Annotated in this window: 21 protein-coding genes; 12 read left to right on the top strand and 9 right to left on the bottom strand. The window is 68.8% G+C overall.

Annotation, left to right across the window (positions count from 1 at the left end; translation table 11 throughout):
• Positions 1–75: 75 nt before the first annotated feature.
• Positions 76–1,653, top strand: coding sequence for a pectate lyase precursor (locus tag IPK71_01830; GenBank protein ID MBK8212463.1), 1,578 nt, complete (start codon positions 76–78; stop codon positions 1,651–1,653).
• A gap of 70 nt (positions 1,654–1,723) precedes the next feature.
• On the opposite strand, the gene IPK71_01825 is transcribed toward IPK71_01830, so the two are convergent.
• The gene (locus tag IPK71_01825; protein MBK8212462.1) at positions 1,724–3,139 is read right to left on the bottom strand and encodes a right-handed parallel beta-helix repeat-containing protein; all 1,416 of its coding nucleotides are present in this window, start codon (positions 3,137–3,139) and stop codon (positions 1,724–1,726) included.
• Positions 3,140–3,271: 132 nt separating this feature from the next.
• The gene (locus IPK71_01820) at positions 3,272–4,156 is read right to left on the bottom strand and encodes a hypothetical protein (GenBank protein ID MBK8212461.1); all 885 of its coding nucleotides are present in this window, start codon (positions 4,154–4,156) and stop codon (positions 3,272–3,274) included.
• Positions 4,157–4,326: 170 nt separating this feature from the next.
• On the opposite strand from IPK71_01820, the gene IPK71_01815 reads away from it, so the two are divergent.
• Complete coding sequence (locus tag IPK71_01815; GenBank protein ID MBK8212460.1) at positions 4,327–5,415, top strand: hypothetical protein; 1,089 nt, start codon at positions 4,327–4,329, stop codon at positions 5,413–5,415.
• Between the two features lie 3 nt (positions 5,416–5,418).
• On the opposite strand, the gene IPK71_01810 is transcribed toward IPK71_01815, so the two are convergent.
• Positions 5,419–6,216 carry an SDR family oxidoreductase gene (locus IPK71_01810; GenBank protein ID MBK8212459.1) on the bottom strand — a complete coding sequence of 266 codons (798 nt, stop codon included), beginning with the start codon at positions 6,214–6,216 and terminating at the stop codon, positions 5,419–5,421.
• Between the two features lie 99 nt (positions 6,217–6,315).
• Here IPK71_01810 and IPK71_01805 point away from each other — a divergent pair, with 99 nt between their 5' ends.
• From IPK71_01805 to IPK71_01795, 3 genes are all read left to right on the top strand, one after another.
• Entirely contained in the window at positions 6,316–7,512 is a 1,197-nt protein-coding gene (locus IPK71_01805) for a serine/threonine protein kinase (protein MBK8212458.1), read from the top strand.
• A gap of 73 nt (positions 7,513–7,585) precedes the next feature.
• On the top strand, positions 7,586–8,065 hold the full coding sequence (locus tag IPK71_01800; protein MBK8212457.1) for a hypothetical protein: 480 nt from the start codon (positions 7,586–7,588) through the stop codon (positions 8,063–8,065).
• Positions 8,062–8,358, top strand: coding sequence for a hypothetical protein (locus IPK71_01795; protein MBK8212456.1), 297 nt, complete (start codon positions 8,062–8,064; stop codon positions 8,356–8,358). The genes IPK71_01800 and IPK71_01795 overlap by 4 nt, the downstream gene beginning before the upstream one ends.
• Positions 8,359–8,419: 61 nt before the next feature.
• Here the strand turns inward: IPK71_01795 and IPK71_01790 are convergent, their stop codons facing one another.
• From IPK71_01790 to IPK71_01780, 3 genes are read right to left on the bottom strand one after another with little or no spacing between them, the layout of a single operon-like run.
• On the bottom strand, positions 8,420–9,232 hold the full coding sequence (locus IPK71_01790) for a hypothetical protein (GenBank protein MBK8212455.1): 813 nt from the start codon (positions 9,230–9,232) through the stop codon (positions 8,420–8,422).
• Positions 9,229–9,900 carry a hypothetical protein gene (locus IPK71_01785; GenBank protein MBK8212454.1) on the bottom strand — a complete coding sequence of 224 codons (672 nt, stop codon included), beginning with the start codon at positions 9,898–9,900 and terminating at the stop codon, positions 9,229–9,231. Before IPK71_01785 ends, IPK71_01790 begins: the two co-directional genes overlap by 4 nt.
• A 47-nt stretch (positions 9,901–9,947) precedes the next feature.
• Positions 9,948–10,655, bottom strand: a complete 708-nt coding sequence (locus tag IPK71_01780) for a hypothetical protein (protein ID MBK8212453.1) — start codon at positions 10,653–10,655, stop codon at positions 9,948–9,950.
• Between IPK71_01780 and IPK71_01775 the strand changes: the two genes are divergently transcribed.
• Positions 10,654–11,157 carry a DUF2256 and DUF3253 domain-containing protein gene (locus tag IPK71_01775; GenBank protein MBK8212452.1) on the top strand — a complete coding sequence of 168 codons (504 nt, stop codon included), beginning with the start codon at positions 10,654–10,656 and terminating at the stop codon, positions 11,155–11,157. The two genes, IPK71_01780 and IPK71_01775, sit on opposite strands and share 2 nt — an antisense overlap.
• A 79-nt stretch (positions 11,158–11,236) precedes the next feature.
• Positions 11,237–12,235, top strand: coding sequence for a DUF4243 domain-containing protein (locus IPK71_01770; GenBank protein MBK8212451.1), 999 nt, complete (start codon positions 11,237–11,239; stop codon positions 12,233–12,235).
• Between the two features lie 12 nt (positions 12,236–12,247).
• On the opposite strand, the gene IPK71_01765 is transcribed toward IPK71_01770, so the two are convergent.
• Positions 12,248–12,481 carry a hypothetical protein gene (locus tag IPK71_01765; protein ID MBK8212450.1) on the bottom strand — a complete coding sequence of 78 codons (234 nt, stop codon included), beginning with the start codon at positions 12,479–12,481 and terminating at the stop codon, positions 12,248–12,250.
• Between the two features lie 110 nt (positions 12,482–12,591).
• On the opposite strand from IPK71_01765, the gene IPK71_01760 reads away from it, so the two are divergent.
• The 5 genes from IPK71_01760 (at position 12,592) to IPK71_01740 (ending at position 19,253) form a co-directional block, all read left to right on the top strand.
• A complete protein-coding gene (locus tag IPK71_01760; GenBank protein MBK8212449.1) occupies positions 12,592–13,437 on the top strand; it encodes a hypothetical protein in 846 nt (281 codons plus the stop codon).
• Positions 13,438–13,521: 84 nt separating this feature from the next.
• Entirely contained in the window at positions 13,522–14,997 is a 1,476-nt protein-coding gene (locus IPK71_01755; GenBank protein MBK8212448.1) for a S1 RNA-binding domain-containing protein, read from the top strand.
• Between the two features lie 38 nt (positions 14,998–15,035).
• Positions 15,036–15,545 (top strand): J domain-containing protein, encoded by a 510-nt coding sequence (locus tag IPK71_01750; GenBank protein ID MBK8212447.1) that lies wholly within the window; start codon positions 15,036–15,038, stop codon positions 15,543–15,545.
• A gap of 111 nt (positions 15,546–15,656) precedes the next feature.
• Positions 15,657–17,039, top strand: coding sequence for a serine/threonine protein kinase (locus IPK71_01745; GenBank protein ID MBK8212446.1), 1,383 nt, complete (start codon positions 15,657–15,659; stop codon positions 17,037–17,039).
• Between the two features lie 18 nt (positions 17,040–17,057).
• A complete protein-coding gene (locus tag IPK71_01740) occupies positions 17,058–19,253 on the top strand; it encodes a protein kinase (GenBank protein MBK8212445.1) in 2,196 nt (731 codons plus the stop codon).
• A 12-nt stretch (positions 19,254–19,265) separates the two neighbouring features.
• Here the strand turns inward: IPK71_01740 and IPK71_01735 are convergent, their stop codons facing one another.
• Entirely contained in the window at positions 19,266–20,135 is an 870-nt protein-coding gene (locus tag IPK71_01735; protein MBK8212444.1) for a hypothetical protein, read from the bottom strand.
• A gap of 68 nt (positions 20,136–20,203) precedes the next feature.
• On the bottom strand, positions 20,204–21,730 hold the full coding sequence (locus tag IPK71_01730) for a serine/threonine protein kinase (GenBank protein ID MBK8212443.1): 1,527 nt from the start codon (positions 21,728–21,730) through the stop codon (positions 20,204–20,206).
• Positions 21,731–21,734: the final 4 nt, after the last annotated feature.

The following is a 21,734-nucleotide window of genomic DNA, read 5'->3' as shown; positions in this document are numbered from 1 at the left end:
CGAGCAATTTCGAGGTGTTCGGCGCTTCGTGCGACCTCGATTGAAGATGTGGGCGCATGGGCTAGTCTGACGCACATGCGCAAAAGCCTCTTCGCCACCGCTTTGGCCCTCGGGCTCCTCACAAGCTCACTCGCGAGCGCGGCCGTGCCAGCGTTCCCCGGGGCCGAGGGCTACGGCGCGGTCGCTACGGGCGGGCGCGGCGGGCGAGTCATCAAGGTGACCACCCTGAACCGCACGGGGCCCGGGTCCCTCCAAGACGCGCTGAACCAGGCAGGCCCGCGCATCATCGTGTTCGCCGTCTCGGGTGTCATCACCGGCGACATCGACATCCCCACGGGCAACGTCACCATCGCGGGGCAGACCGCCCCCGGCGCCGGAATCACCATCAACGGTCACCTCTGGGCCGAGTACGACGCCGCCGTCTCGAACATCATCGTGCGGCACATCCGCGTGAGGCCGCGCCCCCTCACCGGCACCTCGGGTGGCGATCAGTACGACGCCATCCAGTTCTCGCTGAACACGCGCTTCATCCTCGATCACGTGACGGCGTCGTGGGCCTCCGACGAGACGGTCGACATGTACGAGGCGAAAGACGCCACCATCCAGTACTGCACGATCGAGGAGTCGTCGAACCGCGGTCACTCCGAGGGCGCGCACAACTACGGCTTCATCAACGGCCCCGATGGCATCCGCATGTCCATCCACCACAACCTCTTCGCGCATCACCTCGCGCGCACGCCGGCCGTCGCCACCGGGCCGACCGAGATCCGCAACAACGTCATCTACGACGTGCGCCAGGGCTTCGTTCACCACAACCCGGCGACGGGCGCGTTCAACATCGTCGGAAACTACTTCAAGAAGGGCCCCTCGGCGCAGCTCTTCCCGCTCGTCTTCGACGACGAGGAGCCCACGACGGCGAACCCCGCGTACTACGTGCGTGACACGTACATCGACGACGCGTCCTTCTCGGGAGTCATCAACGACCCGTGGGCCGAGTCGTCGAAGTACTCGGGCCTCTCCGGGATCGAGAACGGCAACCGCAAGGTCGGCGCCGAGAACAACCTCCCCAACCTCACCTACAAGGTGACGACCCAGCCCGTGCAGGACGCCTACAAGCTGGTGCTCGAGAAGGCCGGCGCCTTCCCCCGCGACAGCGTCACTTTGCGCACCATCGACGAGGTGAAGGCTCGCACCGGGTCGTTCGGCGCCAAGCCTCCGGCCGATCTCATGACCGGCCTCACCGCAGGTGCGGCCCCGAAAGACACCGACAACGACGGCATGCCCGACGACTGGGAGACGGCCAAGGGCCTCAACCCGAACGACGCCACCGACAACAAGAAGGTGATGCCCTCCGAGTACACGGCCATCGAGGAGTACATCAACGACGTCGCCGACAAGCTCATCGGAGGTGCGCCCCCGAGCGGTGGTGGTGGCGGTGGTGGTGGTGGTGGTGGCGGCGGCGGTGGCGGCGGTGGCGGCGATGCCGACGGCGGCGCAGGGCCGGGGATCGGTCCCGACGGGCAGCCGCTCCCTGCCGACGGATCGTCCGAGTCGGGTGGATGCAGCACGTCCGGCTCGTCGAACGGCGGCTCGTTCGCGGTCCTGGCCCTCGCGGGAGTCGCGCTCGTCGCTGCCAAACGTCGCCGCGCGTAGACCACCGGTCGTCGGGGGCCTCGCTTCGGAGGCCCCGTGATCTGCCGTAAGTCTTTGAAGTTGCTTCTATTTACGGAGCAAGCCTGGAGGCCGCGTCTTGCCCGGTCCGTGTGCGCCACGCGGCGAGCGTGAGCGTCTGCGCGTCGACGCCGAAGCGGTCGACGACCACGTTGTCGTTGCTCGTGAAGGCCTTGGCCCCGTCGGTGGCGAGGCTCCGCGCGTCGATGCGGATGCTCCCGCTGGTCGCGCTGCGGTTTCCTAGCGTGTTCTTGGTGATCGTGTTCCCCGTGCTGCCCGTGGCGTTCGCGGCCGGGCGCGTCCACGAAACAAGGGGCGGCTCGCTCGCCGTGGTGCAGGTCGTACCCGAGATGTCTTGGCAGCCGACCATCTGGATGGCCCAGCGCGCGTCGGCCGCCATGTCGATGGTGTTCTCGGTGACCGTGTTGTTCCGCGAGCCCGTGGCGCCGTTCTCCTGAAAGAGGGCGATGCCCGTGGCGTGGTTGTTGGTGAGGGTGTTCCCGCGGATCGTCGAGTCGGAGACGCCGTCCAGGTTGATCGCCGCGCCGCCGCCGCGCCCGTTGTCGCGGATCTCGTTCTCCTCGATGCGGGCGCCGGTGGTGACGCCGTCGACCATCGCGAACGCTTTGTACTCCTCGCTGTCGAAGTTGTTGTCCGCGTTGATCTGGATTCCCGACGCGAGGTTGCCGAACACCTTGTTTTTCCGGATGATCGGTCGGTCGCCGCTGTTCGAGAGGTAGATCCCGTGCTCGAGCTTCGAGCCCGCGGCCGTGTTCTCTCCGACGATCGCGTCGTCGCAGAAGCCCCCGAAGATGGCCCAGCGCCCGTTGTCGTGGGAGTTGTTCTTTCGCACCGTGACGTGGCGAGTCGCCTCGAGCCGAATGCCCGCGCCTCCACGGTGGAGGAGCTTCGCTCCCTCGCGCTCTTCCCCGGGCATCCCGGTCACCTCGAAGCCCTCGATCACGACGTAGCTCGCGCGCTGCACCGTGATGCCGTGAGGCCACCGTGGCCAATCGAAGCTCTTGGAGGCCGTGTTGACGGGTGGCTTCTTGGCCGTGGGGCCGGGGCGCACGACCTTGGCTCCCGTCTCGCCACGAAACACGATCGGCGCCTCGGCGGTGCCGTTCTTGTCCTCGACGTTGAACCCTGCGTACTCGCCGGGCTTCGCCACCACGGTGTCGCCCGCGCCGGCGACGTCAGCCGCTTTTTGCAGGGTCGCGAAGGGCAGCTCGGCCGTGCCCGGGTTCGCGTCGTTCCCGCTCGGCGCGACGACGTAGGTCGTGTTCTTCCCAGGTGTCACGGTCGTGCCGGTGCCGGTCGTGGTGCCCGTGGGCGAGGTGCTCGTCGCGGTGGCGCTTGCATCGGCGTCGATCGACGTGGCGCTCGTCGAGCCGCACGCGATCCCGAGGGCACCGCCCGCGCAGGTGACGAGGGCGAGAGGAAGAAGGACAAGGGTCGACTTGCGCATGAAGGCTCCGTTGGGGCGAGGTCCTGCCTCGACCGCCAAGGATGTGTACGTGAAGTCGACTCGAGGTCAACTTCCACTGCGGCGTGTACGCGGGCGGCGCGGATCGAGCCCGCGCCGCCGTCGCACGGCGAATCAGGGACCGCAGAGCGCCATCGCCACCTTTTGGTAGGTCGCGACGAAATCGGGGCCGCGGCAGATGGGGCTCCACGTCGCCGCCGTGCTCGTCAGCGCCGCCATACACGCCGAGTCGACCGTCGAGCTGCAGATGCCGACCTCCGCGGCCTCGCGGCACGCCGTGTCCGAGGGTTCGTCTGCGCACGTCTCGCATGCGGACGCCGTGCACGTGAGCTGCTTCGGCACCGTGACCGCGCAGTCGGGGCGCCCGATCGCGAGCGCCGCGCACGAGCCGACGTTCACCATGAGCGACGCATCTCCGGCCGGGATGAGCGCGGAGATGGGCGTGGTCGCCGGTGCGTCACCCGGGAGCGGTCCGACGACGCAGCGCATGCAGTCGGGGTGCGAGGCCGAGAACGCGTTGCACGTGGCCGCCGATGCGCCAGGTCCGAAACACGCCGTGAAGAGCGATTGAACGTCGGCCTGGGTACAGACGTTCTGGCCGAAGGTGGGCGCCGTACCCGGGAGCGCCAGTGCCGCCGTCTCGTCGTAGCACGCCGGTGGACGCGTCGAGCCATCGGGACCTGCGTCGGCGTCGGGGCCCGCATCGATGGGGCGAATGACATCGGGGCCCGCATCGATGGGGCGAATGACATCGGGGCTCGCATCCCGTGGAGGGGTCGAGTCCGGACCTGCGTCGCGTGGCCGCGTCGCGTCGGGGCCCGCTTCGCGCGATCCGTCGGGGCTCGCTTCTTGCCAGATCGCCGCGTCGCACGAGACGGCCGCGCCGGAGTCGCTGGCGTCGTCGTCTTGAATGACGATCCCTTCGACCGTGCACGCCGAGAGAGTGGCACAGGCTGACACGCCGACGAGCGCGGCCAGCGTAGAGAGCTTCTTGAGCATTGTTAAGTTCTTTCAATGGTTTAGGAGTCGGCCGCCCGACCGTTGTCGGGCTCGATGTGCACGTGCCATGCCTCTCGTCGAACCCGTGTGTCAGCGAGCTCGGGGACGAAGAGCCGCGACCTCGGCGATGTCGCACGGTTCGTCTCGAGTGCGGCGCTACCCTCGGGGGCATGAGCGGCAAGGTCGCGTACTACGTCACGGCGCACGGGTTCGGCCACGGCACGCGTTCGTGCGACGTGCTCGCCGCGCTCGCCAGGGCGCGCCCCGATGTCGGCCTCGTGGTCGTCACGGATCTCGCCGAGGGCTTCCTTCGCTCTCGCCTCCCGTTCGCGAACGTCTCGATTCGGCGCGGACGCTTCGACGTAGGCATGGTCCAAAGAGACTCGCTTCGGGTCGATCTCGAGGCCACCCTCGCCGAGGGCGACACGTTCCTCGCGAGCGTGGCGTCACTCGTCCACGCCGAAGAGGCCTTCCTCCGCGAGCAGGGCGTGGCAGCCGTCGTGGCGGACATCCCGGCCATTCCGCTCGTGGCCGCAGCGAACCTAGGTCTCCCGTCGATCGCCGTCGGCAACTTCGGGTGGGACTACATCTACGAAGAGCACGCCGAGCACGACGCACGCTGGGCCCCGCTCGTCTCTCATTTTCGCGAAGGCTACGCGCGCGCCGACGTGCTCCTTCGCCTCCCGTTCGCCGAGCCGATGCGGCCGTTTCGCGCGCGTGTGGATCTCCCCCTCGTCGCCACCCCGGGCGTGAACCGCCGCGCCGAGCTCGCGGAGCGATACGGGCTCCCGTTGGACGACGTGTGGGCGCTCTTGTCGTTCACGTCGATCGAGTGGGGCGCGCGCGCCCTCGAGAAGGTGGCGGCGACGCGGGGCATCTCGTTCTTGTCCTTGCCGCCGCTCGAGCTCGCGAGCCCACGGCTCAAGGTGCTCGACCGCGCCGTCGTCTCGTACTCGGACCTCCTCGCGTCGTGCGACGTCGTGGTCACGAAGCCCGGATACGGCGTTGTCTCGGAGTGCGCCGTGAACGACAAGCCCATCGTGTGGTCTCCTCGTGACGCCTTTCGCGAGCAGCCGATCCTCGTCGAGGCGCTCGACCGCTCTCTCCGCTCCGTGATGCTCCCGACCGAGGCGCTCTACGCTGGCGACCTCGAGGACGCGATCCGCCGCGCAACGCGGGCCGAGCGCCGTGGTCCTGCGCTCCCCGCCGGTGGAGACGTGGTCGCGGCGCGCGAGATCCTCGCCCGTGCGAAGCTCTGACCCTCACCCGCGAAGAGGCAGCGGCGTGACACCCGTGCGCGCACACGAGACCGCGTAGAGGCGCTCTGCGAGCTCCGTGTCACGCGCGAGCTTCGACGGCGTGACCTCGCGCTCGTCCGAGAAGTACTTGCCCGTGACGCCTTCGAGCGCCGGATCGGTCGCGACCATGACGGAGGTCTTCTGGCCCGTCTCGACGCCCGCGCCGCTCATCCCGAAGCCGCTCTTGAGGAGCTTCGTCGTGATGACGCCCGGGTGGAGCGCGTTGTGCGTGGTCTTCGTTCGCCGCGCCATGGCCGACGAGAACAGCACGTTCGCGAGCTTGGACCGCGCGTAGGCGCCGTACCCGTCGAAGCCCTTCGCGGCGTCGAGGTCGTCCGGATCGAGCCCGCCTCGTTGATGGGCGACCGAGCTCACGTGCACGCAGCGGGCCGCGCGCGCCGCGTCGAGGGCAGGAAGGAGCGCGTGCGTGAGGACGAAGGGCGCGAAGTGGTTCACCGCCATCGTGAGCTCGAAGCCGTCCTCCGTCGTCGAGCGCTCGTGCACGAACACACCGGCGTTGTTCACGAGCACGTCCAACGTGGGCGTCGCCCGGAGCATGCGCTCGGCGAGGCCTCGCACCTCGGAGAGGCGAGACAGATCGCCGAAGACGGGCTCTCCTCCGCCCAGGTCGTTGCACGTCGCCTCGGCCTTCGCGAGGGTGCGCCCATGTACAAATACCCGAAACCCCTTGGAAATTAGCGCTCGGGCGGTCTGCTTTCCGATGCCGTCGGTGGCCCCGGTGACGAGTGCGGACGCGATCATTCCCATCACGGTACACCCGTCCACCCGTGCGGCGAAACGTCGTTTCGAGAGCGCGCCAACGTTGAAATCCTCACGAGAGACGGGTCTCTTTGGAGGGCGATGCAAGCTCCACCTCGGCCGTCGACCGATCCGCTCGCGCACCTCCGCGCGCGGGAGGGTACGACCCTGCTCGGAAAGTGGCGCATCGACTCCCTGCTCGGGGTGGGAGGGAGCGCGGCCGTGTACTCGGCCACGCACCGCGCGGGTCGCCGCGTGGCGATCAAGATCGCGCACCCCGGGCCGCTCATGAATCCGAGCGAGCTCGAGCGCTTCCGGCGGGAGCCCTACCTGGCGAACCGGGTCGGCCACCCGGCCGTGGTGAAGGTCTTCGACGACGGCACCACCGAGGACGGCCTCCCGTTCTTCGTCATGGAGCTCCTCGAAGGGGAGCCGCTCGGCGCCGGCGTGCAGCGCGGCGAGCCCCGCACCGTGGGCGAGGTGGTCACGATCGTCTCGACGTTCCTGTCGGTGCTCGAAGCGGCCCACGCGCAAGGGATCGTGCACCGCGATCTGAAGCCCTCGAATTTCTTCCTCTGTTCGAACGGCGACCTCAAGCTGCTCGATTTCGGCATCGCGCGCACCCGCGATCTCGACGAGCTCACGCAGTCGGGGATGATGCTCGGCACTCCGGCGTTCATGTCACCCGAGCAGGCGCTCGCGCGCCGCGACCTCGTCGGACCTCAGACCGACATCTTCGCGATGGGCGCGTCGGCGTTCGTGCTGCTCAAGGCGGGCCCGCTCCGCGAAGGAAACGAGCTCGCTCTCGCCGCCATCGAGCCGCTCCCGAGCGCGGAGGACATGGGGCTCCGCGGGCCGCGAGAGATCTTCCGCGTCTTCGAGCGCGCCGTGTCGTTCCACGTCGACGCTCGTTATCCCACCGCCGCCGAGATGCGTGCCGACCTCGAGCACGCCGTTCGAGCGACGAGCCCCGACGAGCTCGCGAGGACGGCCTACGACCCATCCCGCCCCCCGAGCGCGTCGAACGTGCCCACGCTCCGAGAGGCCCGCTCGTTCGCCGACATCCCTCCGCACGGCGCCGCGAGCCCACCCACACAGGCGTTCGTGCTCGAGCGAAGGGTGCCGGACGGGCAGCCGGCGTCGTCCCCTCACGGTCCCGCTTCGGGGGTGTACGAGCGCCCGAAAGGTCGCGATACCTCGTTCTCCGTGGCGAGGTGGGCGGCGCTCGTCCTCGTGTTCGTGGTGGCTGCGCTCGGCGTGCGTTGGGTGGTCCTGCATCGCCACCTTACGAAGCCGTAGTGTCGTGTCGCGGGGGCATCTCCGAGTCCCCGAAATTTCGGTTTGTCGAGGCGCGTGTGGAATCATCGCGCCCATGAAAAAAGCCGTCCTCTGGGTCGCCACGCTTCTCGGCGCCCTCGCCCTCTCCGGGCCGGCCTTTGCCGACAACCCGGTGAAGGACGCCAAGGAGAAGGTCAAAGAAGAGAAGAAAGAGCTCAAAGAGGCCCGCAAGTCGGGTGATGCGGGCGCCGTCGCCGACGAGAAGAAGGACGTCAAGGCGGCCAAGAAGGAGCTCAGCGAAGAGAAAAAGAAGAAGCGCGCCGAGCACATGGCCGAGATGCGCGCCAAGTGGGGAGAGATCCTCAAGAAGCCCGGCGTGAAGGCCGAGATGGGCCTTCACTCGAGGCGGATGGCTCGCCTCCGTCGCATCGAGAAGGTCGCGACCGAGAAGAAGAAAGACGCGCTCGTGAAGCGCGCGGTCGCCGCCCAGGAAAAGGAGAAGGCGCGCCACCAGAAGAAGATGGACGAGCTCAAGGCCCAGCCGGCCCCGGCCGCGTCGGGAGGTGCAAAATGAAAGCTCGAAACGTATCGCTGTGTGCCGTCGCCCTCGTGCTCGGCGCGGGCCTCGTCGCCTGCAAAGACGAGAAAAAAGAGGAGCCCAAGCCCGTCACGAGCGCGGCTCCCTCGGCCTCCGTGGCGCCCGCGGCGGCGAGCGTCGCTCCCTCGGCGGCCCCCTCCGCCTCGGCCGTCGCAGCGGCCGAAGACGACCTCGAGACCGAAGAAGACTTCGAGGACGAGAGCGATTCGCAGATCAACGAAGCGAACCTCGAATCGGAGCTTCGGAAGCTCGAGGACGAGATCAAATAGGCAACGAGAACGGCGCGCCGTCCCCGTCGAGCGGCGCGCCGTGTGCTCTATGTCCTTGGATCTAGAGCGATTTTTCGAGCCTTGCCTTGGCGAGGGCCTCGCGGGCCTTGGCCTCTTCGTCTTTCGTCGACCGCGGCGGCGAGACCGAAGGTTTGCCCATGACCTCCCTCGTCGTGTGAGCCGGCGGAGGGGGAACGACCCGCGGCGCCCCGGCCATCCAGCGACCCACGGGCTTGTCGGGCCCGACGACGGGCTGCAGGTCAGAAGGAGGGTCGACGCGCACGGTCGGCACGGGAATGGTCGCCTGCGGGACGTACTCGATCGGGGCCTCCACGACCGCATCGCACGGCGCATCGTCGCCGAAGTCGTCGCCCATGCCCGCGAAGATCGCCGCGGTCGCGCCCGCCAGTGAAGAGCCCATGGCGAGCACGCCCACGAGCCGAAGGCGTTTTCGTCGCACTCCTACGGGGCAATCTTGCGTGAGCACCGTGCCGTCCGCGCGCTGGTAGAGGCGCACGCAGAGGTCGCCCTCTTTCGCGAGGATGGTGAGCTCGGCCTCCTCGCGAGACATCGCCGAGAGGTTGTAGACGTGCTTCTCGCATTTCAGGCAATACCGAGACTTTTCGTCTCCCCTCATGTCGTCCCAGCTCGCCGAGCAGGGCGACGCGATCTCGAGGCGATCGAGCATGGGGAGCGCGCGCTTCTTCCCGAACCTATCGAGGAGCGCGCGGCTCTTGTCGAGCTCGTCGGTCACGCGGTGGAGCTCTCCCTCGAGGGCGGCCCGCTCGCGTTTTCTCGCGTCGAGCTGCCGGAGCTCCTCTTCGAGCAGCGCGGTTCGCTCGCGGAGGGCCTCGACGGGATCGCGCTCGGTCATCGCACGCCTCCTTGGGGCTTCTGCACGTGCGGAGGCTTCGGGGCCGCCTTCGGCGGTGGCGGCTCGGCGATGTCCCCCATTTCTACCTGCTCGATGGGCTGGGGTTGAAGGACCGCCGTGGGGATCGGCTCCATCCCTCCCTGCACCACGGTCGCGTGACGTGACTGCGTAAGGAGCGCCGCCGAGACGCCTGCCGCCATGGCCGCCGCGCCCACGGTGAGCACGCCCACGAGGCGAAGGCGCTTTCGTCGAACCCCGACGGGGCAGTCGGCGGTGATCACGGTGCCGTCTTTTCGGCGGTAGAGGCGCACGCAGAGGTTGCCCTCTTTCTCGAGCATGACGAGCTCGGCCTCTTCGCGGGTCATCGCCGAGAGGTTGTAGACGTGCTTCTCGCACTTTCCGCAGTAGCGAGCCTTGTCGTCGCCGGTCATGTCGGCCCAGCTCTCGCCGCAGGGGGACGCGATCTGCACCTTGTCCAACATGGGCAGCGCGCGTTTCTGGGCGAACCGCTCGCCGAGGATCTTGGCCTTGTCGAGCCGCTCCTGCGCGCGCGCGATGTCGTCGTCGAGCCGCTCGGAGGCTGCGCGTTTTTCACGAAGGGAGGAGAGCTCCCCTTCGAGGAGGCGTGTGCGTTCGCGGAGGGCGTCTTCGGCGCTTCGGTACGTCATCGGTCTGCCTCGAACGGGCGTGAGCAAAAAAGGTTCTCGGGGGCGCTCTATTTCTTCTTCGGAGCGGGTACGGGCTTGGGAGTGGCTGCCTTTTGGCCCATTTCGACCTGACCGGGGTCGTCGTCGATCATCGGTGCTTCGCCCATGGTGGGCACCGCGTCGTGGGGTGGGACGAAGGGGGCCGAGCTCGCGGCGGGCTGGGTCTTGTCGCATCCCGAGCGCGGTGGGCCGACCTCTCCCTGCGTGCGCGTGAACATGGCCGCCGCGAACCCCGCTCCCGCCGCGACGACCCCTCCGCCGATCGCGAGGACTCCGACGAGCCGCAGGCGCTTTCGCCGCACCCCGACGGGGCAGTCGGCCGTGATGACGGTGCCGTCCTTTCGGCGATAGAGCCGCACGCAGATCGAGCCTTCGCGCTCGAGCATGACGAGCTCGGCCTCTTCGCGTGTCATGGCCGAGAGGTTGAAGACGTGTTTTTCGCACTTGCCGCAGAAGCGTGCTTTGTCGTCGCCGGTCATCTCGGCCCAGCTCGCGTCGCACGGCGATGCGACGCGGACCTGATCGAGCATGGGGAGGCCGCGCTTCTTCTCGACCCGGTCGAGCAGCGCGCGTGTCTTCTGGAGCTCGCCTACGACGCGCGCGATGGCGCCGTCGATCGCCGTGGCCGAGGCGCGCTTCTGCTCGAGAGCCCGAAGCTCCGCCTCGAGGGCTGCTGTGCGTTCCACGAGGGCGTCTTCGGCGCTGCGGTAGGTCATGGGGAGCGTTCGACGTGCGACCCGCCGAAAGGTGTGGGTCGCCCGACGAAAAACTCATCGTGGCACATGGCCGCGGCGGTGCCAGCCGAGCGCTCGTGCGGCATCCAACGGCGAGGTGCCCGAAACCGTCGAGAAAATCTGCGCTACGTGCGGTCGCCCTTTCGCGTGGAGAAAACGCTGGGAGCGAGTGTGGGGCGATGTGCGCCATTGCTCCGAGGGGTGCCGCCGAGGGAAGACCTCGAGCGCCGGGGAGCGCTTCGAGCAGGCGATCGTGGCGCTGCTCGCGTCGCGAGGGGAACAGGCGTCCATCTGCCCTTCCGAGGCGGCGCGAGCGCTCTCGGGGCAGAAATTCAGGAGCGTGATGGATCCCGTTCGCGCGGCGGCGTTTCGGCTCGCAGGCCGCGGCGTCGTGCGGCTCACGCAAGGGGAGACCGAGCTTCGCCTCGACGTCGTGCCACGTGGGCCGTTTCGCGTCAGGCGCGGTCCGACGTTCGCGAGGTAGGGCGCTCTCTCGTGTTGGACAGGCTCCAACGCGTGAGCAAACGACGAGACGTTCGCGCGCGACGGCTCATGTTCGGGACATGCTCTCGCTCGACGCTGCACTCTCCCGCCTCGCTCCGTTCGGCCCCGAATACGGGCCGAGCCTCTCTTCGCACGTGCCGATGGTGCTCGAGGTGCTCGACCGGGTGGGCCGCCTCGACGCAGCCGAAGGCTACCTTGGTGTTTGGACGCGGCGCCTTCGGCCCCTTGCGCCGCGCACGGATCCGGAGCTCGACGCGTACCCCGTCGCCCTCGAGCGCGCTCGTTCTCGGGTCGATCGACTCGGACCCTTCGGAGCGCTCGCCGATGCCATGCCCGACCTCGCTTCGGGCCTGCTCGGAGCGGCGTTCCACGGGCTCATTCGCGTCTCTCACGCCGCGCGCGCGATCGGCCGCGCCGACACCCCGGAGCGCCGAGAGGAGCTCGCGCGGGCCCTCGCGTACGCCGAGGTCCGCGCCTCTGCGTCGCCCGTGGCCTACGTGCGTCCGTCCTCGGGCGGGGCTCCTCGCACCTTCTCGGAGGCGCTCGCGCGGGTCATGGCGTCACCTGGCGCCGTCTCGCCGCGCAAGGGGCTCATCACACCCGACCTCGAGGCGCGCCTTGGGGGCGGGGACCTCCTCCGCGCCGCCTGTGAAACCCTGGAAATATCAGGGGATCCGCGCGTGGCCGAGGGCGACCTGCGTCGCGCCGCGTTGAGCCTCTATCTGGGCACCTCGCACGACCCGAGCGCCGACTTCGTGCTCCTCCATGGGGTGACCGCCGTCGATGCCGTCGCGGCGCTCGTCCCGTTCGCTGGTCCCGCCACTCCCCACCTGCTGTCGGCGATGGCCACGGCGCTCACGGCGCTCCGGATCGCCTACGTGCCCGACGTGCGCCCGGTCGCCTACGTGCCCGAGCAGCTCGACGTCGACCTCGTCCGCGCCGCGATCGCGAGCGGCGACGACCACGCGATCAAGCTCGCGGGCGCATGTGTCGAAGGCCACGCGCACGCCCCGGATTTGCCCTGGGGGCGCGCGCTCGCCAAGGCGCTTCGACAGTGACCTCGACCGCGTTCAGGGCGCGGCCTTCGCGCTCTCGTCCATGAGCTCGAGCGTGCGCCGCGCGACCCGAATGAGCGCCTCGGCGCACGGCTCGCACCCGCCCCCACAACAGCGAGGGTAGGCGCTCTCGGGGAGGCGCAGGAGCGGCTTCACACAGTCGAGGTACTCGGGCGCGAGGCCCATCTCTCGGCAGGCCCGCTCCAAACACTGTTCACCGGCTTCGGTCACGAATCCCAAGAGTAGCAGCTCGCCCGCGGGGCGCCGGGGCATCATGAACATGCGCGTGGATCGCGCCTTGACCGGGCAAAAGTCTTCCAGTTGGCGAAGCTTTTGCGTCTGCTATCACGAATTTCAGAATGAAACGCTCCGCCTTCACGTTCGCGCTCCTCCTGGCTTCGGTCGGTCTCGTCCACGACGCGCAGGCGAACCGCCCGGCCCTTCCGGGCTACACGGGGCTCCCGAATTCGATGGGCGTGTCGAGCGGGTGCAACAACTGCCACAGCGGCGGCGGGGCGCCCACGCTGAACCTGACGGGGCCGTCGACCATTCAGGCCGGGGTGGCTGCATCCTACACGCTTACGGTGACGACCGGTCTTCCCCTCGGCCAAGGCATGGTCGCGATCCCGAACGGCTCGGGCACGATCACCGCGGTCTCGGGTCTCGAGAAGCCGTTTGCCTCGAACCAAGAGCTTACGCCGATCAACACCAGCACGAAGACCTATCAGTTCACCATCACTGGAGCTTCGGCGGGCTCGTTCACGCTCTACTACGCGGGCCTCGCGGCGAACGGAAACGGAACCGGGGGCGACGGTTACGCCCGCCAGACGATGAACATCACCGTGACGGGGGGTGGCGGCGGCACCGACGCAGGTCGCCCCGACAGCGGCACGAACCCCGGCACCGACAGCGGCCTCCCGCCCATCCCGGACGGCGGCACCGTGACACCTCTCCCGGACGGCGGCGCCGTGGTCACCTTCCCGGACGGCGCGGTCACTCCGCTCCCGAGCGGAAACGGGAATGGGAACGGCAGCGGAAACGGCAACGGAAACGGCAGCGGCGGTACGCTCGACGGCGGCGACGACGGCGGAGGCTGCAACACCTCGGGCGCTTCGCTCTCCCTCTCGGGTGTTTTTGCGGCGGGCGCCGTGGCCGCCTTCCTCGTCGGGTCGCGCCGCATGGCTCGGCGCCGTCGCGGCGCGTAGCCCGCGGTCCCTCGGCGGCGGGGAGAAAAAAAGCCTCTCCGTGCCTCTTTCGCCCCGCGAGGAGCGTGGTAGGAGACGCCTACCATGTCGTCCTCCGAATCTCCCGGCGAGTCGTTCGCAGCCCTCTTCGAGCAGCAGGCCACCCCCAAGCGCAGCCGCGGCGTGAAGGTCGGGCAAAAGCTCGATGTCCTCGTCGTTCAAGTGGGCAAAGACGCCGTGTTCGTCGAGCTCGACGGCAAGCGGCAAGGCTTCCTCGAGGCCGACGAGCTCCGGGACGAGTCCGGCGAGATCACCGTCAAGGCCGGGGACCGCATCACGGCCCACGTGCTCGAAGCGAACGACGCCCAGGGCATGTTCCGCCTCGGCCGGTCGTTCGGTCGCACGAGCGGGGTCGATGGGCTCGAGCGCGCGAAGGCCGCCGGGGTCCCCGTCGAGGGCAAGGTCACGGCCATCAACAAGGGTGGCGCCGAGGTCGAGGTCGGGGGCGTGCGCGCGTTCTGCCCGATGGGCCAGCTCGACGCGAAGTTCGTGCAAGATGCAAATACCTTCATCGGCCAGACGCTCTCGTTCCTCGTGAACGAGATCAAAGACGGCGGCAAGAGCGTCGTCCTCTCGCGGCGCGCGCTGCTCGAGCGTGAAGCGCAGGAGGCCTTCGGGAAGGTGCAGGAGAAGATCGTCCCGGGCGCCACGCTCCGCGGAACGGTCACCTCCGTGCGTGATTTCGGCGCCTTCGTGGACCTCGGCGGCATCGAGGGCATGATCCCGCGCTCCGAGATCGGGCACGACCGGTCCGTCGCGGTCGCCGATGCGCTCCGCCCCGGCGAGACCGTCGAGGTGCTCGTCCGCGAGGTGAAGGACGCGCCCCCGGCCGAAGGCAAAGGCCGTCGTTCGGGCCCTCAGCTCAAGATCACGCTCTCTCTGAAGGCGCTCATGGCCGACCCTTGGGAGGGCCTCGCGCTCTCCGAGGGCTCCGTGCTCGACGGCACCGTCGTTCGCACGCAGCCGTTCGGCGCGTTCGTGCGCATCGCGCCCGCGGTCGAAGGGCTCCTTCACGTCAGCGAGACGGCGAAGGGCCAAGAGCTCGCCGAGGGCACGACCCTGCGCGTCGTGGTCAAGAAGCTCGACCGCGGCACGAAGAAGATCGGGCTCGGCGTCGCGCCCGAGGGGGCCGAGGCCGGCAGCCGTGTCGAGGTGAAGGCGGCGGGCAACGTGGTCCGCGTGAACGCGCTCGTCACGGGCGTCGTCGAGAAGCACGAGACCTTCGGCCTCTTCGTCCAGATCGACGGCGTGACCGGTCGCGGTGGTCGTGGTCTCGTCCCGAACGCCGAGACGGGCGTCCCGCGCGGCACCGATCTCCGTAAGGCCTTCCCCGAGGGCACCAAGGTCACCGCCAAGGTGCTCGAGACGGGCGAAGGCAAGGTGCGCCTCTCGTTCCGCGCCGCGAAAGACGCGGAAGAGCGCGCGCAGTACGAAGAGGCCCGCGCCAAGGTCAAGGCGCCCACCTCCCTCGGCACCTTCGGCGACCTTCTCATGAAGGCCACCCAGGGCAAGAAGAAGTAGGCGCGGGGCGCTCGGCGCTCGCCTCTTCGGCGCGAACCATGAGCGATCTCTTCGTCCCCGTGGTGTCGATCACGGCGACGAAGCGGCGCAGGTTCCTGTGGGCGGCTTGGTGGACCGGGCCGCCCACGCGCGTTCCATTCCGAAAGCCCGATGCTTCGAGCGGAGGCGCGAGGACGCGCGAAGAGGCCTTGTCCGAGGCCTCGGCGCTCGCGGGCGCGCGCCTCGTCGAGATCGAGGGCACGTGGGCCCGCGCGTACGCCCGCACGCTGCGCGGCGAGGCGCCGTTTCCCGCGACGTCTCGCACCGAGGCCGTGGTCACGAAGCCCGACGAGCCCACGACCCCGCGTTCGGTGTGGGACATCCTCGGGATCACGCCCGCGGCCACGGCCGACGAGATCAAGCGCGCGTACCGCACGAAGGCTCTCGAGACGCACCCCGATCGAGGCGGTTCGGACGCCGCGTTCCGCGAGGTGCGGCGAGCCTACGAGTCGGCGCTCGAGCGGCGCGGCAAGGCCGACAAGAAGCCCAAGCGTCGCCACGGATCGTGAGCGCCTCGCCGAGAGCAGCTCGGGCATAAATTTGTAGCCTACATGGATCTTCGGGCGTCCATGCCGTGGGCGCTGGCAACGAAGCGTATCCAGAGTAGGCTGCCGTAAGGAATGGGCCTACCTCGTCCCGAAACGGAGATTCCGCAGGGAACGCGGCTCCTCGATCGCTACGTCGTGCACGATCGCTTCGATGGCGGCGGCATGGCGTCGATCTATCGCGCATGGGACGAGCGACTCGAGCGTGTGGTCTGCGTGAAGGTCCTTCGGACGACGATGGCCGAGGGCTCGGGCTCGACGGGCAACACGGCCGTGTACCGGTCGACCTACACGCATTTCTTGAAAGAGGCGCTCGCGCTCTCGAAGCTGCAGCACCCGCACACGCTGCGCATCTACGATTTCGGCTTCTACGGGGATCCGGCGCTCCCCCTCGAGGAGCGCTCCCCGTTTCACGTGTCCGAGTTTTTGTCGGGTGGAAACCTCGACACACGCGTCCGCGAGGGCGGCCCGGTGGGCCCCGCCGTGGCGATCGACGTGGTCGAGAAGATCGCGGGCGCGCTCGCGGAGGCGCACTCGCACGGCATCCTCCACAGGGACATCAAGCCGTCGAACATCCTCTTCGCGGAGGTGTCGGGTACGTTCGTCCCCAAGCTCGCGGACTTCGGCATCGCGCGCTCGGCGGCGCCGCTCGGCAGCGGAGGGGACACCATGGCGAACCTCACGCTGTGCTCACCTCGGTGGGCCGCGCCCGAGCAGCTCGCCAACGCCGGCGAGGGCCCCTCGACCGACGTGTACGCCCTCGGTCTCGTGCTGCATTTCATGCTGGTCGGTGCCCCCCTGTTCGACGTCCCGCGCATCCGTGACACGTTCGGCCCGCGCCTCGCCGACGACGGGTGGGTCTCCGGGCTCGTGCGTCGCGCGGGGCTCGGTCCCGCGGTCGAGCCGCTGCTCCTCCGGTGCCTTCGTACGAACCCCGCGGAGCGTTTCCCCGACGCGCCTTCGTTCGCGAACGCGGCGCGGGCGGCGCTCATGCACGTCCCCGCGCCTGTCTCTTCTCGTCGCGCGACAGGCCCTTCGTCGAGCCCCGTCTCGTCGTCCCCGGCGCTCGCGCCCATCGAGGCGCGTGTCCGCTTCGTCGAGACCTCGGAGCGCGCCGATCTCGCGTTCGTCGGACCGAAGGGCGAGAGCCGCGTGAGGCTCACGTTCCAGCCCACGAACGGGCGGGTGAACGTCAAGAGCTTGTCGGGCTTCGTGCGCCGCGAAGGAGCTCGCCCGTCGGCTGCGCTCCTCGTCGAAGAGGACAGCGCGTTCCAGCTCGTGGCGGCCGATCAGTCGGTGCACCTCACGGCGAGCCTCTCGTTCGGCCAGCGAACCGCCGAAGGCACCGTGTTTCTCGTAGACGGTCAGCCCGTTCTGGTACCCTCGTCGCGGGCGTCGCAGGCCGTGGCCCTCTTCGTCGCCGACACGCGCGAAGTCGTCGTGGTGGCTCGAAAATAACCTGCTCCTGGAACGGCCGTGACAGAAGACCGAGACGACCTGAACCTCCTCACGTTCGACCTCGACCCCGACTCCGACGGGGACGCGAAGGCTACGGCCATCGTCGACCTGACCGACGAGCCGTCCACGGCCGAGCGCCCCGCTCCTCGTATCTCGCCGCCCGCGTACAACGTGTCGACCTCGACCCCCACGGCCTTCACGCCTCACGACGGGCGTGAGGTCGGGGCTTCGGCGGGCCCCTCGTCGCCGCGCAGCCCGTCGCTTCCCCCGGCGGTCACTCCGCCGAGGAGCGCCATGATCGGCTCGGCCGCGCCGCCCTCGCAGCCTCCCGTCTCTCCCATGCGAGCCCCGATGGGGACGCTCCCCGTCGTGACGGCTCCCCCCGTGCCTGCGGTGCCGTCGCGCCCTCCACCCGCCAAAGCGCCGCCCGTGGGCGTCTCCGTGCTCACCGGGTCGGCCATGCCCGAGGTGCCACCCGCTCCCGCGACGACACCTCACGACGTCAACGGTGCGGCGCAGCACCCCGCCCCCGCCGCGCCGCCGCCCCAAGCGCACCCCGCGACTCTCATGGGGTTCGCACCGCCGGCGCCGTCGTTCGGCCAGGCCGCTCCGGCTACCGGGTTCACCCCGCCCCCGCAGCAGGTCGCGCCGATGCCGCAGGGCTTCACCCCGGCTCCACCGCAAGCGTTCCCTCCCGTCCAGGCGCAAGGTCCGTCTCTTCCTCAAGGCCAGCGCTCGCAGAGCCCCTTCCACGTGGTCCGCTCGCGCGCGTATTCGTTCGTGCTCGACGCGCGAGGCATGCCGATCGAGCTCGGCTCGGGCCGCTTCGCCAAGGCCTACCTCGGCGAAGAGCGCTGGCTCGAGTCGAAGACCGACTTTCGCCGCGAGGTCGTCATCAAAATCCTCCAGAAGGGCGTAAGTGACGAAGATCACATGCGTTTCCAGATGGAGAAGGAGCTCCTCGAGAGGGTGCAGGGGCACCCGAACGTGGTGGAGCTGCTCGCCTCGGGCGAGGGCGACGACTCGTTCGTACCGCCCTCGATCCGCGACAAGGTCGACCCCGAGTTCATGATCCTGGAGCGCCTCGAGATGTCCCTCGAGGAGCGGCTCAAGGGGTCGCGCTCGCGTGGCCAGAAGGACGACCTGCTCGGCGCCAACATGGCCGAGCGTGTGTTCCGCGTGCTCGACTACGTGATCCCGATCGCGTCGGCCATCGAGTACGCGCACCTCGTGAGGAACATCTGCCACCGGGATCTCAAGCCGGCGAACGTGCTCATCGCGCTGCCCGATCCGAACCTGCGAGGCTCGGCGCTCCAGGTGCGCCTCGCCGACTTCAACGTCGCCAAGTTGAACGACGAAGAGGTGAGCTTCGGCATGACGCAGATGCGCACCGCCGTCCCGGGGACCCTATTTTTCCAGAGCCCCGAGCAAGAGACGAACATCATCGAGCTGCTCGTGAACGTGCAGCAAGGGTCCCCCGAGGTCGAGTTCTTCGAGGACTTCTACATCCAGATCGCCAAGAACGACTCGTTCTCGCTCTTCAACCGGGGCGACCAGTATCCCATCCTGTACGCGGACCGGTCGCGCAAGCGCCTCGTGCTCGGTCGGCCCTACAAGGACGTGACCGAGTCGAACGTCCGCGCGCGCATCCAGAAGGCGGTAGGGCGGCCGGCCGACATCTACTCGCTCGGCGCCATGCTCTACTATTTGATCTCGGGCGCGTACGCGAACCCGAAGACCCTCTACGACGCGTTCCACAAGTTCGTCGAGTACGAGAAGGCCGAAGAGACCAACACGATCGAGGCCTACCTCCAGCACGAGTACGGCGTCATCCAGTCTCTCCGCACCCCCCGCCAAGACGGCGGCGAGGTGGCCCCGGCGGACCGCTTTTTCTCCTACAAACACTACCTCGACGGCAACGGCGACCTCATCGACGGCAACGTGATGCTGATCATTGCAAAGTGCATGATTCGCAACAAACCCGACAGCTACTGCCAGCCGCACGACCTCGAGACGCGTGGCATCAGCGATCTCGTGGCCGATCTCATCGGGCTCTACTCCACGTACGGCATGCACGCCGCCGCGCGCCCGACGAACCTCGTCGCCCGGGGCAACGTGAAGCGTAACCTGCTCAAGATGCGCCTCGACCGAGTCGGCGAGCGGTTCCACAGGCTGTGGCTCGCTGTCCGTCGCCTGTTCTCTCGCTCGAAGTAGGGCGCTCTCGCCCTATTCGTCTTGAGGCGTGCACGCCCAGAAGCGCGCGTCGTCGAACTCGACGGCGGCCCGCGTGGGGCGCGCGGTGACCCTCCGCGCCGTGAGGAAAAACGACGAGATCTCGGGCGCCAAGAAGCGCGCGGGGAAGCTCCGGACGAACATGTCGTCGAGCGTCACCTGCGCGACGAGCATGAAGCCTCCGTCGGTCTTGCGCTTGTCGAGGACGACCTGCATCTCGTGCCACTCGTTGACGCGGATGTTCACCCACCGCTGCGCCGTGTTGCCCGGCACGATGGCGGTGATCGTGCGCTCGGGGGCGCTGGCGTCTCCTGTGGGGGCCTCGACGACGATGCGGAAATTCGGGCCGTTCAGCGCCTCGAACACGTTCACGGCCGCCGTCGCCTCGGTGACCCGGAAGAAGAAGCGCACCACCGTTCGATCGGCGAGCTCCATGGAGTACCCGAGCTGCGCGTACCCGATGGCGCCTGGATCGACGGAGAGCTCCGCGGCTCCACCCGTGCCCCCGCGCCCGGGCTCGATCCTCACCCCGTTCCCGGACGAAAAATCGGGAGACCAGAGGTTGAGATCGACCGCGGGATCGTCGAAGTCGTCCGCGAAGGCGGGCGTGCCGCACGAGGCATCGAACGGCGTGATGGCCGAGTCCTCGGCGTCGTGGGCGTCGTGTCCGGCGTCGGCGTCCGCGGGGGGGAGGGGCGCGTCGGGCGGAGGCGACGAGGTGTCCGCCTCCGGTGCTGCGTCTGCCGGCGCGACGCCCGGCCCTACGAGGCCATCGACCGAGTAACACGCGAGCATGGAAGCGGGTGGAGCCACGACCAACGTCGCGACCAGCAGCCGTTTCCAGGACAAGCGAAGGTTCCCCACGAAAGACTCGCTACCATGATGCGGCCAGCGGGGGCGACGTCAAACACGAAGTGTAGGGGAGGGTGCGCTTATTGAAGGCACTTCGGGTTGTAGCGTTTCACGCCTTGCTCGTCGTACGTGAACGGTTGGCAAGGGGTTGGCGGCGGGGGAGGGCCCTTCGATGTGGGGGGCGGCGCGGCGCTCGGGGCGCTCGTGCCGGTCGCCGAGGTGCTCGCGTCGGCCGAGAGCGTGGCCGAGCTCGACGCGATCGGGGAGATGACCCCCGTGAGAGGCGGGAGGGGCACCGCGGCGTCGACCGTGGGCCCGTGGGGCTCACCGCGAGAGAGCCACAGGAAGAAGGCCCCGAGGCACAAGAAGATCGCGACCAGGATGGCCGTTTTGTGGCTCGCGTTCGGACCACCCGATGTGTCTTTCGGTACCTCCGGAGCGGGGACGGTCGACACCTGCGGTGGGGGGACGGTCGGGGTGAAACGCGCGATGCCGCTCGGGGTGCCTAAGGCGATCTCGATGGGATCGGGGCGCGACGCGGCGAGCGCGCGCATGACCTGCGACGGTCGCGCTTCTCCCGAGGCGTCGGCCACCTCCCTCTCGACCTCGGCGACCAGGGCCGCCCGTTCGGCGAGCGACGGACCCGCGACGGACTCGAGCCAGTCAGCGATCTCGGCCGTCGTCGCCACGGGCACCGATTCGGCCAGATCCCGCGCCATCTCCTTGGCGCTCTCGTAGCGGTTCTCGGGGGCCATGCAGGTGGCGCGGCGCACCACTCGACCGATCTCGGGCAGGTACTTCGCGTGTTGTTCGTCGAAGGCGATCCCTCGAGAGCGGAGGGCCTCCATCGGGTCGGGGATCTCGTCGGAGATGATGGAGAGCGCGATCTGCGCGGTGCTCTCGCCTTCGCGGAGCTTGAGCCCGGTCGCGAGCTCCCACAGCATCACACCCACGGCGTAGATGTCCGTCGCGCGCGTCACCTCGCCGCCCATGACCTGCTCGGGCGACATGTAGCGGAGCTTGCCCTTCACCTGGCCGTCTTGAGTGACCTGGATGCGCGCCGCGGCCTTGGCGACGCCGAAGTCGATCACGCGAGGGACACCGTCGGCCCCGAGCAAGATGTTCTGCGGGGACATGTCGCGGTGAACGATGAGGAGCGGCTCTCCGCGATCGCTCTTCGCCTCGTGCGCGGCGTGGAGGCCGGACAGCGCGCCCGTCAGGATCGCGGAGAGGATGCGGAGCGGAATAAGGCTGTTTTTCTCGGCGATCGAGCGGGCGATCGTGCCGACCGCTTCCCCCGCGACGTAGTCCATGACGAGGAACACCTCGCCCTGCTCGGCGACCACGTCCACGATCGAGACGACGTTCGGGTGCAAGATGCGCCCTGCGAGGCGCGCCTCGTCGAGCAGCATGGCGACGAAGTCCGGGTCTTGCGCGAACCCCTCGTGGAGGCGCTTGATCGCGACCGTGCGGCTGAAACCGACGGGCCCCATGAGCGTGCCCACGTAGATCGTCGCCATGCCGCCGCGCGCGATGGGCGTATGGAGCGAGTACCGGCCGACCGTTCGGCTCGGGGTGCGCGGAAGGGCTTTGGCCTCGTCGCCCATCGCG

Source organism: Myxococcales bacterium (assembly GCA_016712525.1).
In the GTDB taxonomy this organism is placed as follows: Bacteria; Myxococcota_A; Polyangia; order Polyangiales; family Polyangiaceae; genus JAAFHV01.
Note: the sequence above shows the minus strand (reverse complement) of the source record. Positions and strands in the feature narration are given on the sequence as shown.

Bases quoted from the DNA above. Each gene is read 5' to 3' on its own strand.
- IPK71_01830 (MBK8212463.1), top strand. From the start codon at position 76: ATGCGCAAAAGCCTCTTCGCCACCGCTTTGGCCCTCGGGCTCCTCACA.
- IPK71_01825 (MBK8212462.1), bottom strand. From the start codon at position 3,139: ATGCGCAAGTCGACCCTTGTCCTTCTTCCTCTCGCCCTCGTCACCTGC.
- IPK71_01820 (MBK8212461.1), bottom strand. From the start codon at position 4,156: ATGCTCAAGAAGCTCTCTACGCTGGCCGCGCTCGTCGGCGTGTCAGCC.
- IPK71_01815 (MBK8212460.1), top strand. From the start codon at position 4,327: ATGAGCGGCAAGGTCGCGTACTACGTCACGGCGCACGGGTTCGGCCAC.
- IPK71_01810 (MBK8212459.1), bottom strand. From the start codon at position 6,216: ATGATCGCGTCCGCACTCGTCACCGGGGCCACCGACGGCATCGGAAAG.
- IPK71_01805 (MBK8212458.1), top strand. From the start codon at position 6,316: ATGCAAGCTCCACCTCGGCCGTCGACCGATCCGCTCGCGCACCTCCGC.
- IPK71_01800 (MBK8212457.1), top strand. From the start codon at position 7,586: ATGAAAAAAGCCGTCCTCTGGGTCGCCACGCTTCTCGGCGCCCTCGCC.
- IPK71_01795 (MBK8212456.1), top strand. From the start codon at position 8,062: ATGAAAGCTCGAAACGTATCGCTGTGTGCCGTCGCCCTCGTGCTCGGC.
- IPK71_01790 (MBK8212455.1), bottom strand. From the start codon at position 9,232: ATGACCGAGCGCGATCCCGTCGAGGCCCTCCGCGAGCGAACCGCGCTG.
- IPK71_01785 (MBK8212454.1), bottom strand. From the start codon at position 9,900: ATGACGTACCGAAGCGCCGAAGACGCCCTCCGCGAACGCACACGCCTC.
- IPK71_01775 (MBK8212452.1), top strand. From the start codon at position 10,654: ATGGGGAGCGTTCGACGTGCGACCCGCCGAAAGGTGTGGGTCGCCCGA.
- IPK71_01780 (MBK8212453.1), bottom strand. From the start codon at position 10,655: ATGACCTACCGCAGCGCCGAAGACGCCCTCGTGGAACGCACAGCAGCC.
- IPK71_01770 (MBK8212451.1), top strand. From the start codon at position 11,237: ATGCTCTCGCTCGACGCTGCACTCTCCCGCCTCGCTCCGTTCGGCCCC.
- IPK71_01760 (MBK8212449.1), top strand. From the start codon at position 12,592: ATGAAACGCTCCGCCTTCACGTTCGCGCTCCTCCTGGCTTCGGTCGGT.
- IPK71_01755 (MBK8212448.1), top strand. From the start codon at position 13,522: ATGTCGTCCTCCGAATCTCCCGGCGAGTCGTTCGCAGCCCTCTTCGAG.
- IPK71_01750 (MBK8212447.1), top strand. From the start codon at position 15,036: ATGAGCGATCTCTTCGTCCCCGTGGTGTCGATCACGGCGACGAAGCGG.
- IPK71_01745 (MBK8212446.1), top strand. From the start codon at position 15,657: ATGGGCCTACCTCGTCCCGAAACGGAGATTCCGCAGGGAACGCGGCTC.
- IPK71_01730 (MBK8212443.1), bottom strand. From the start codon at position 21,730: ATGGGCGACGAGGCCAAAGCCCTTCCGCGCACCCCGAGCCGAACGGTC.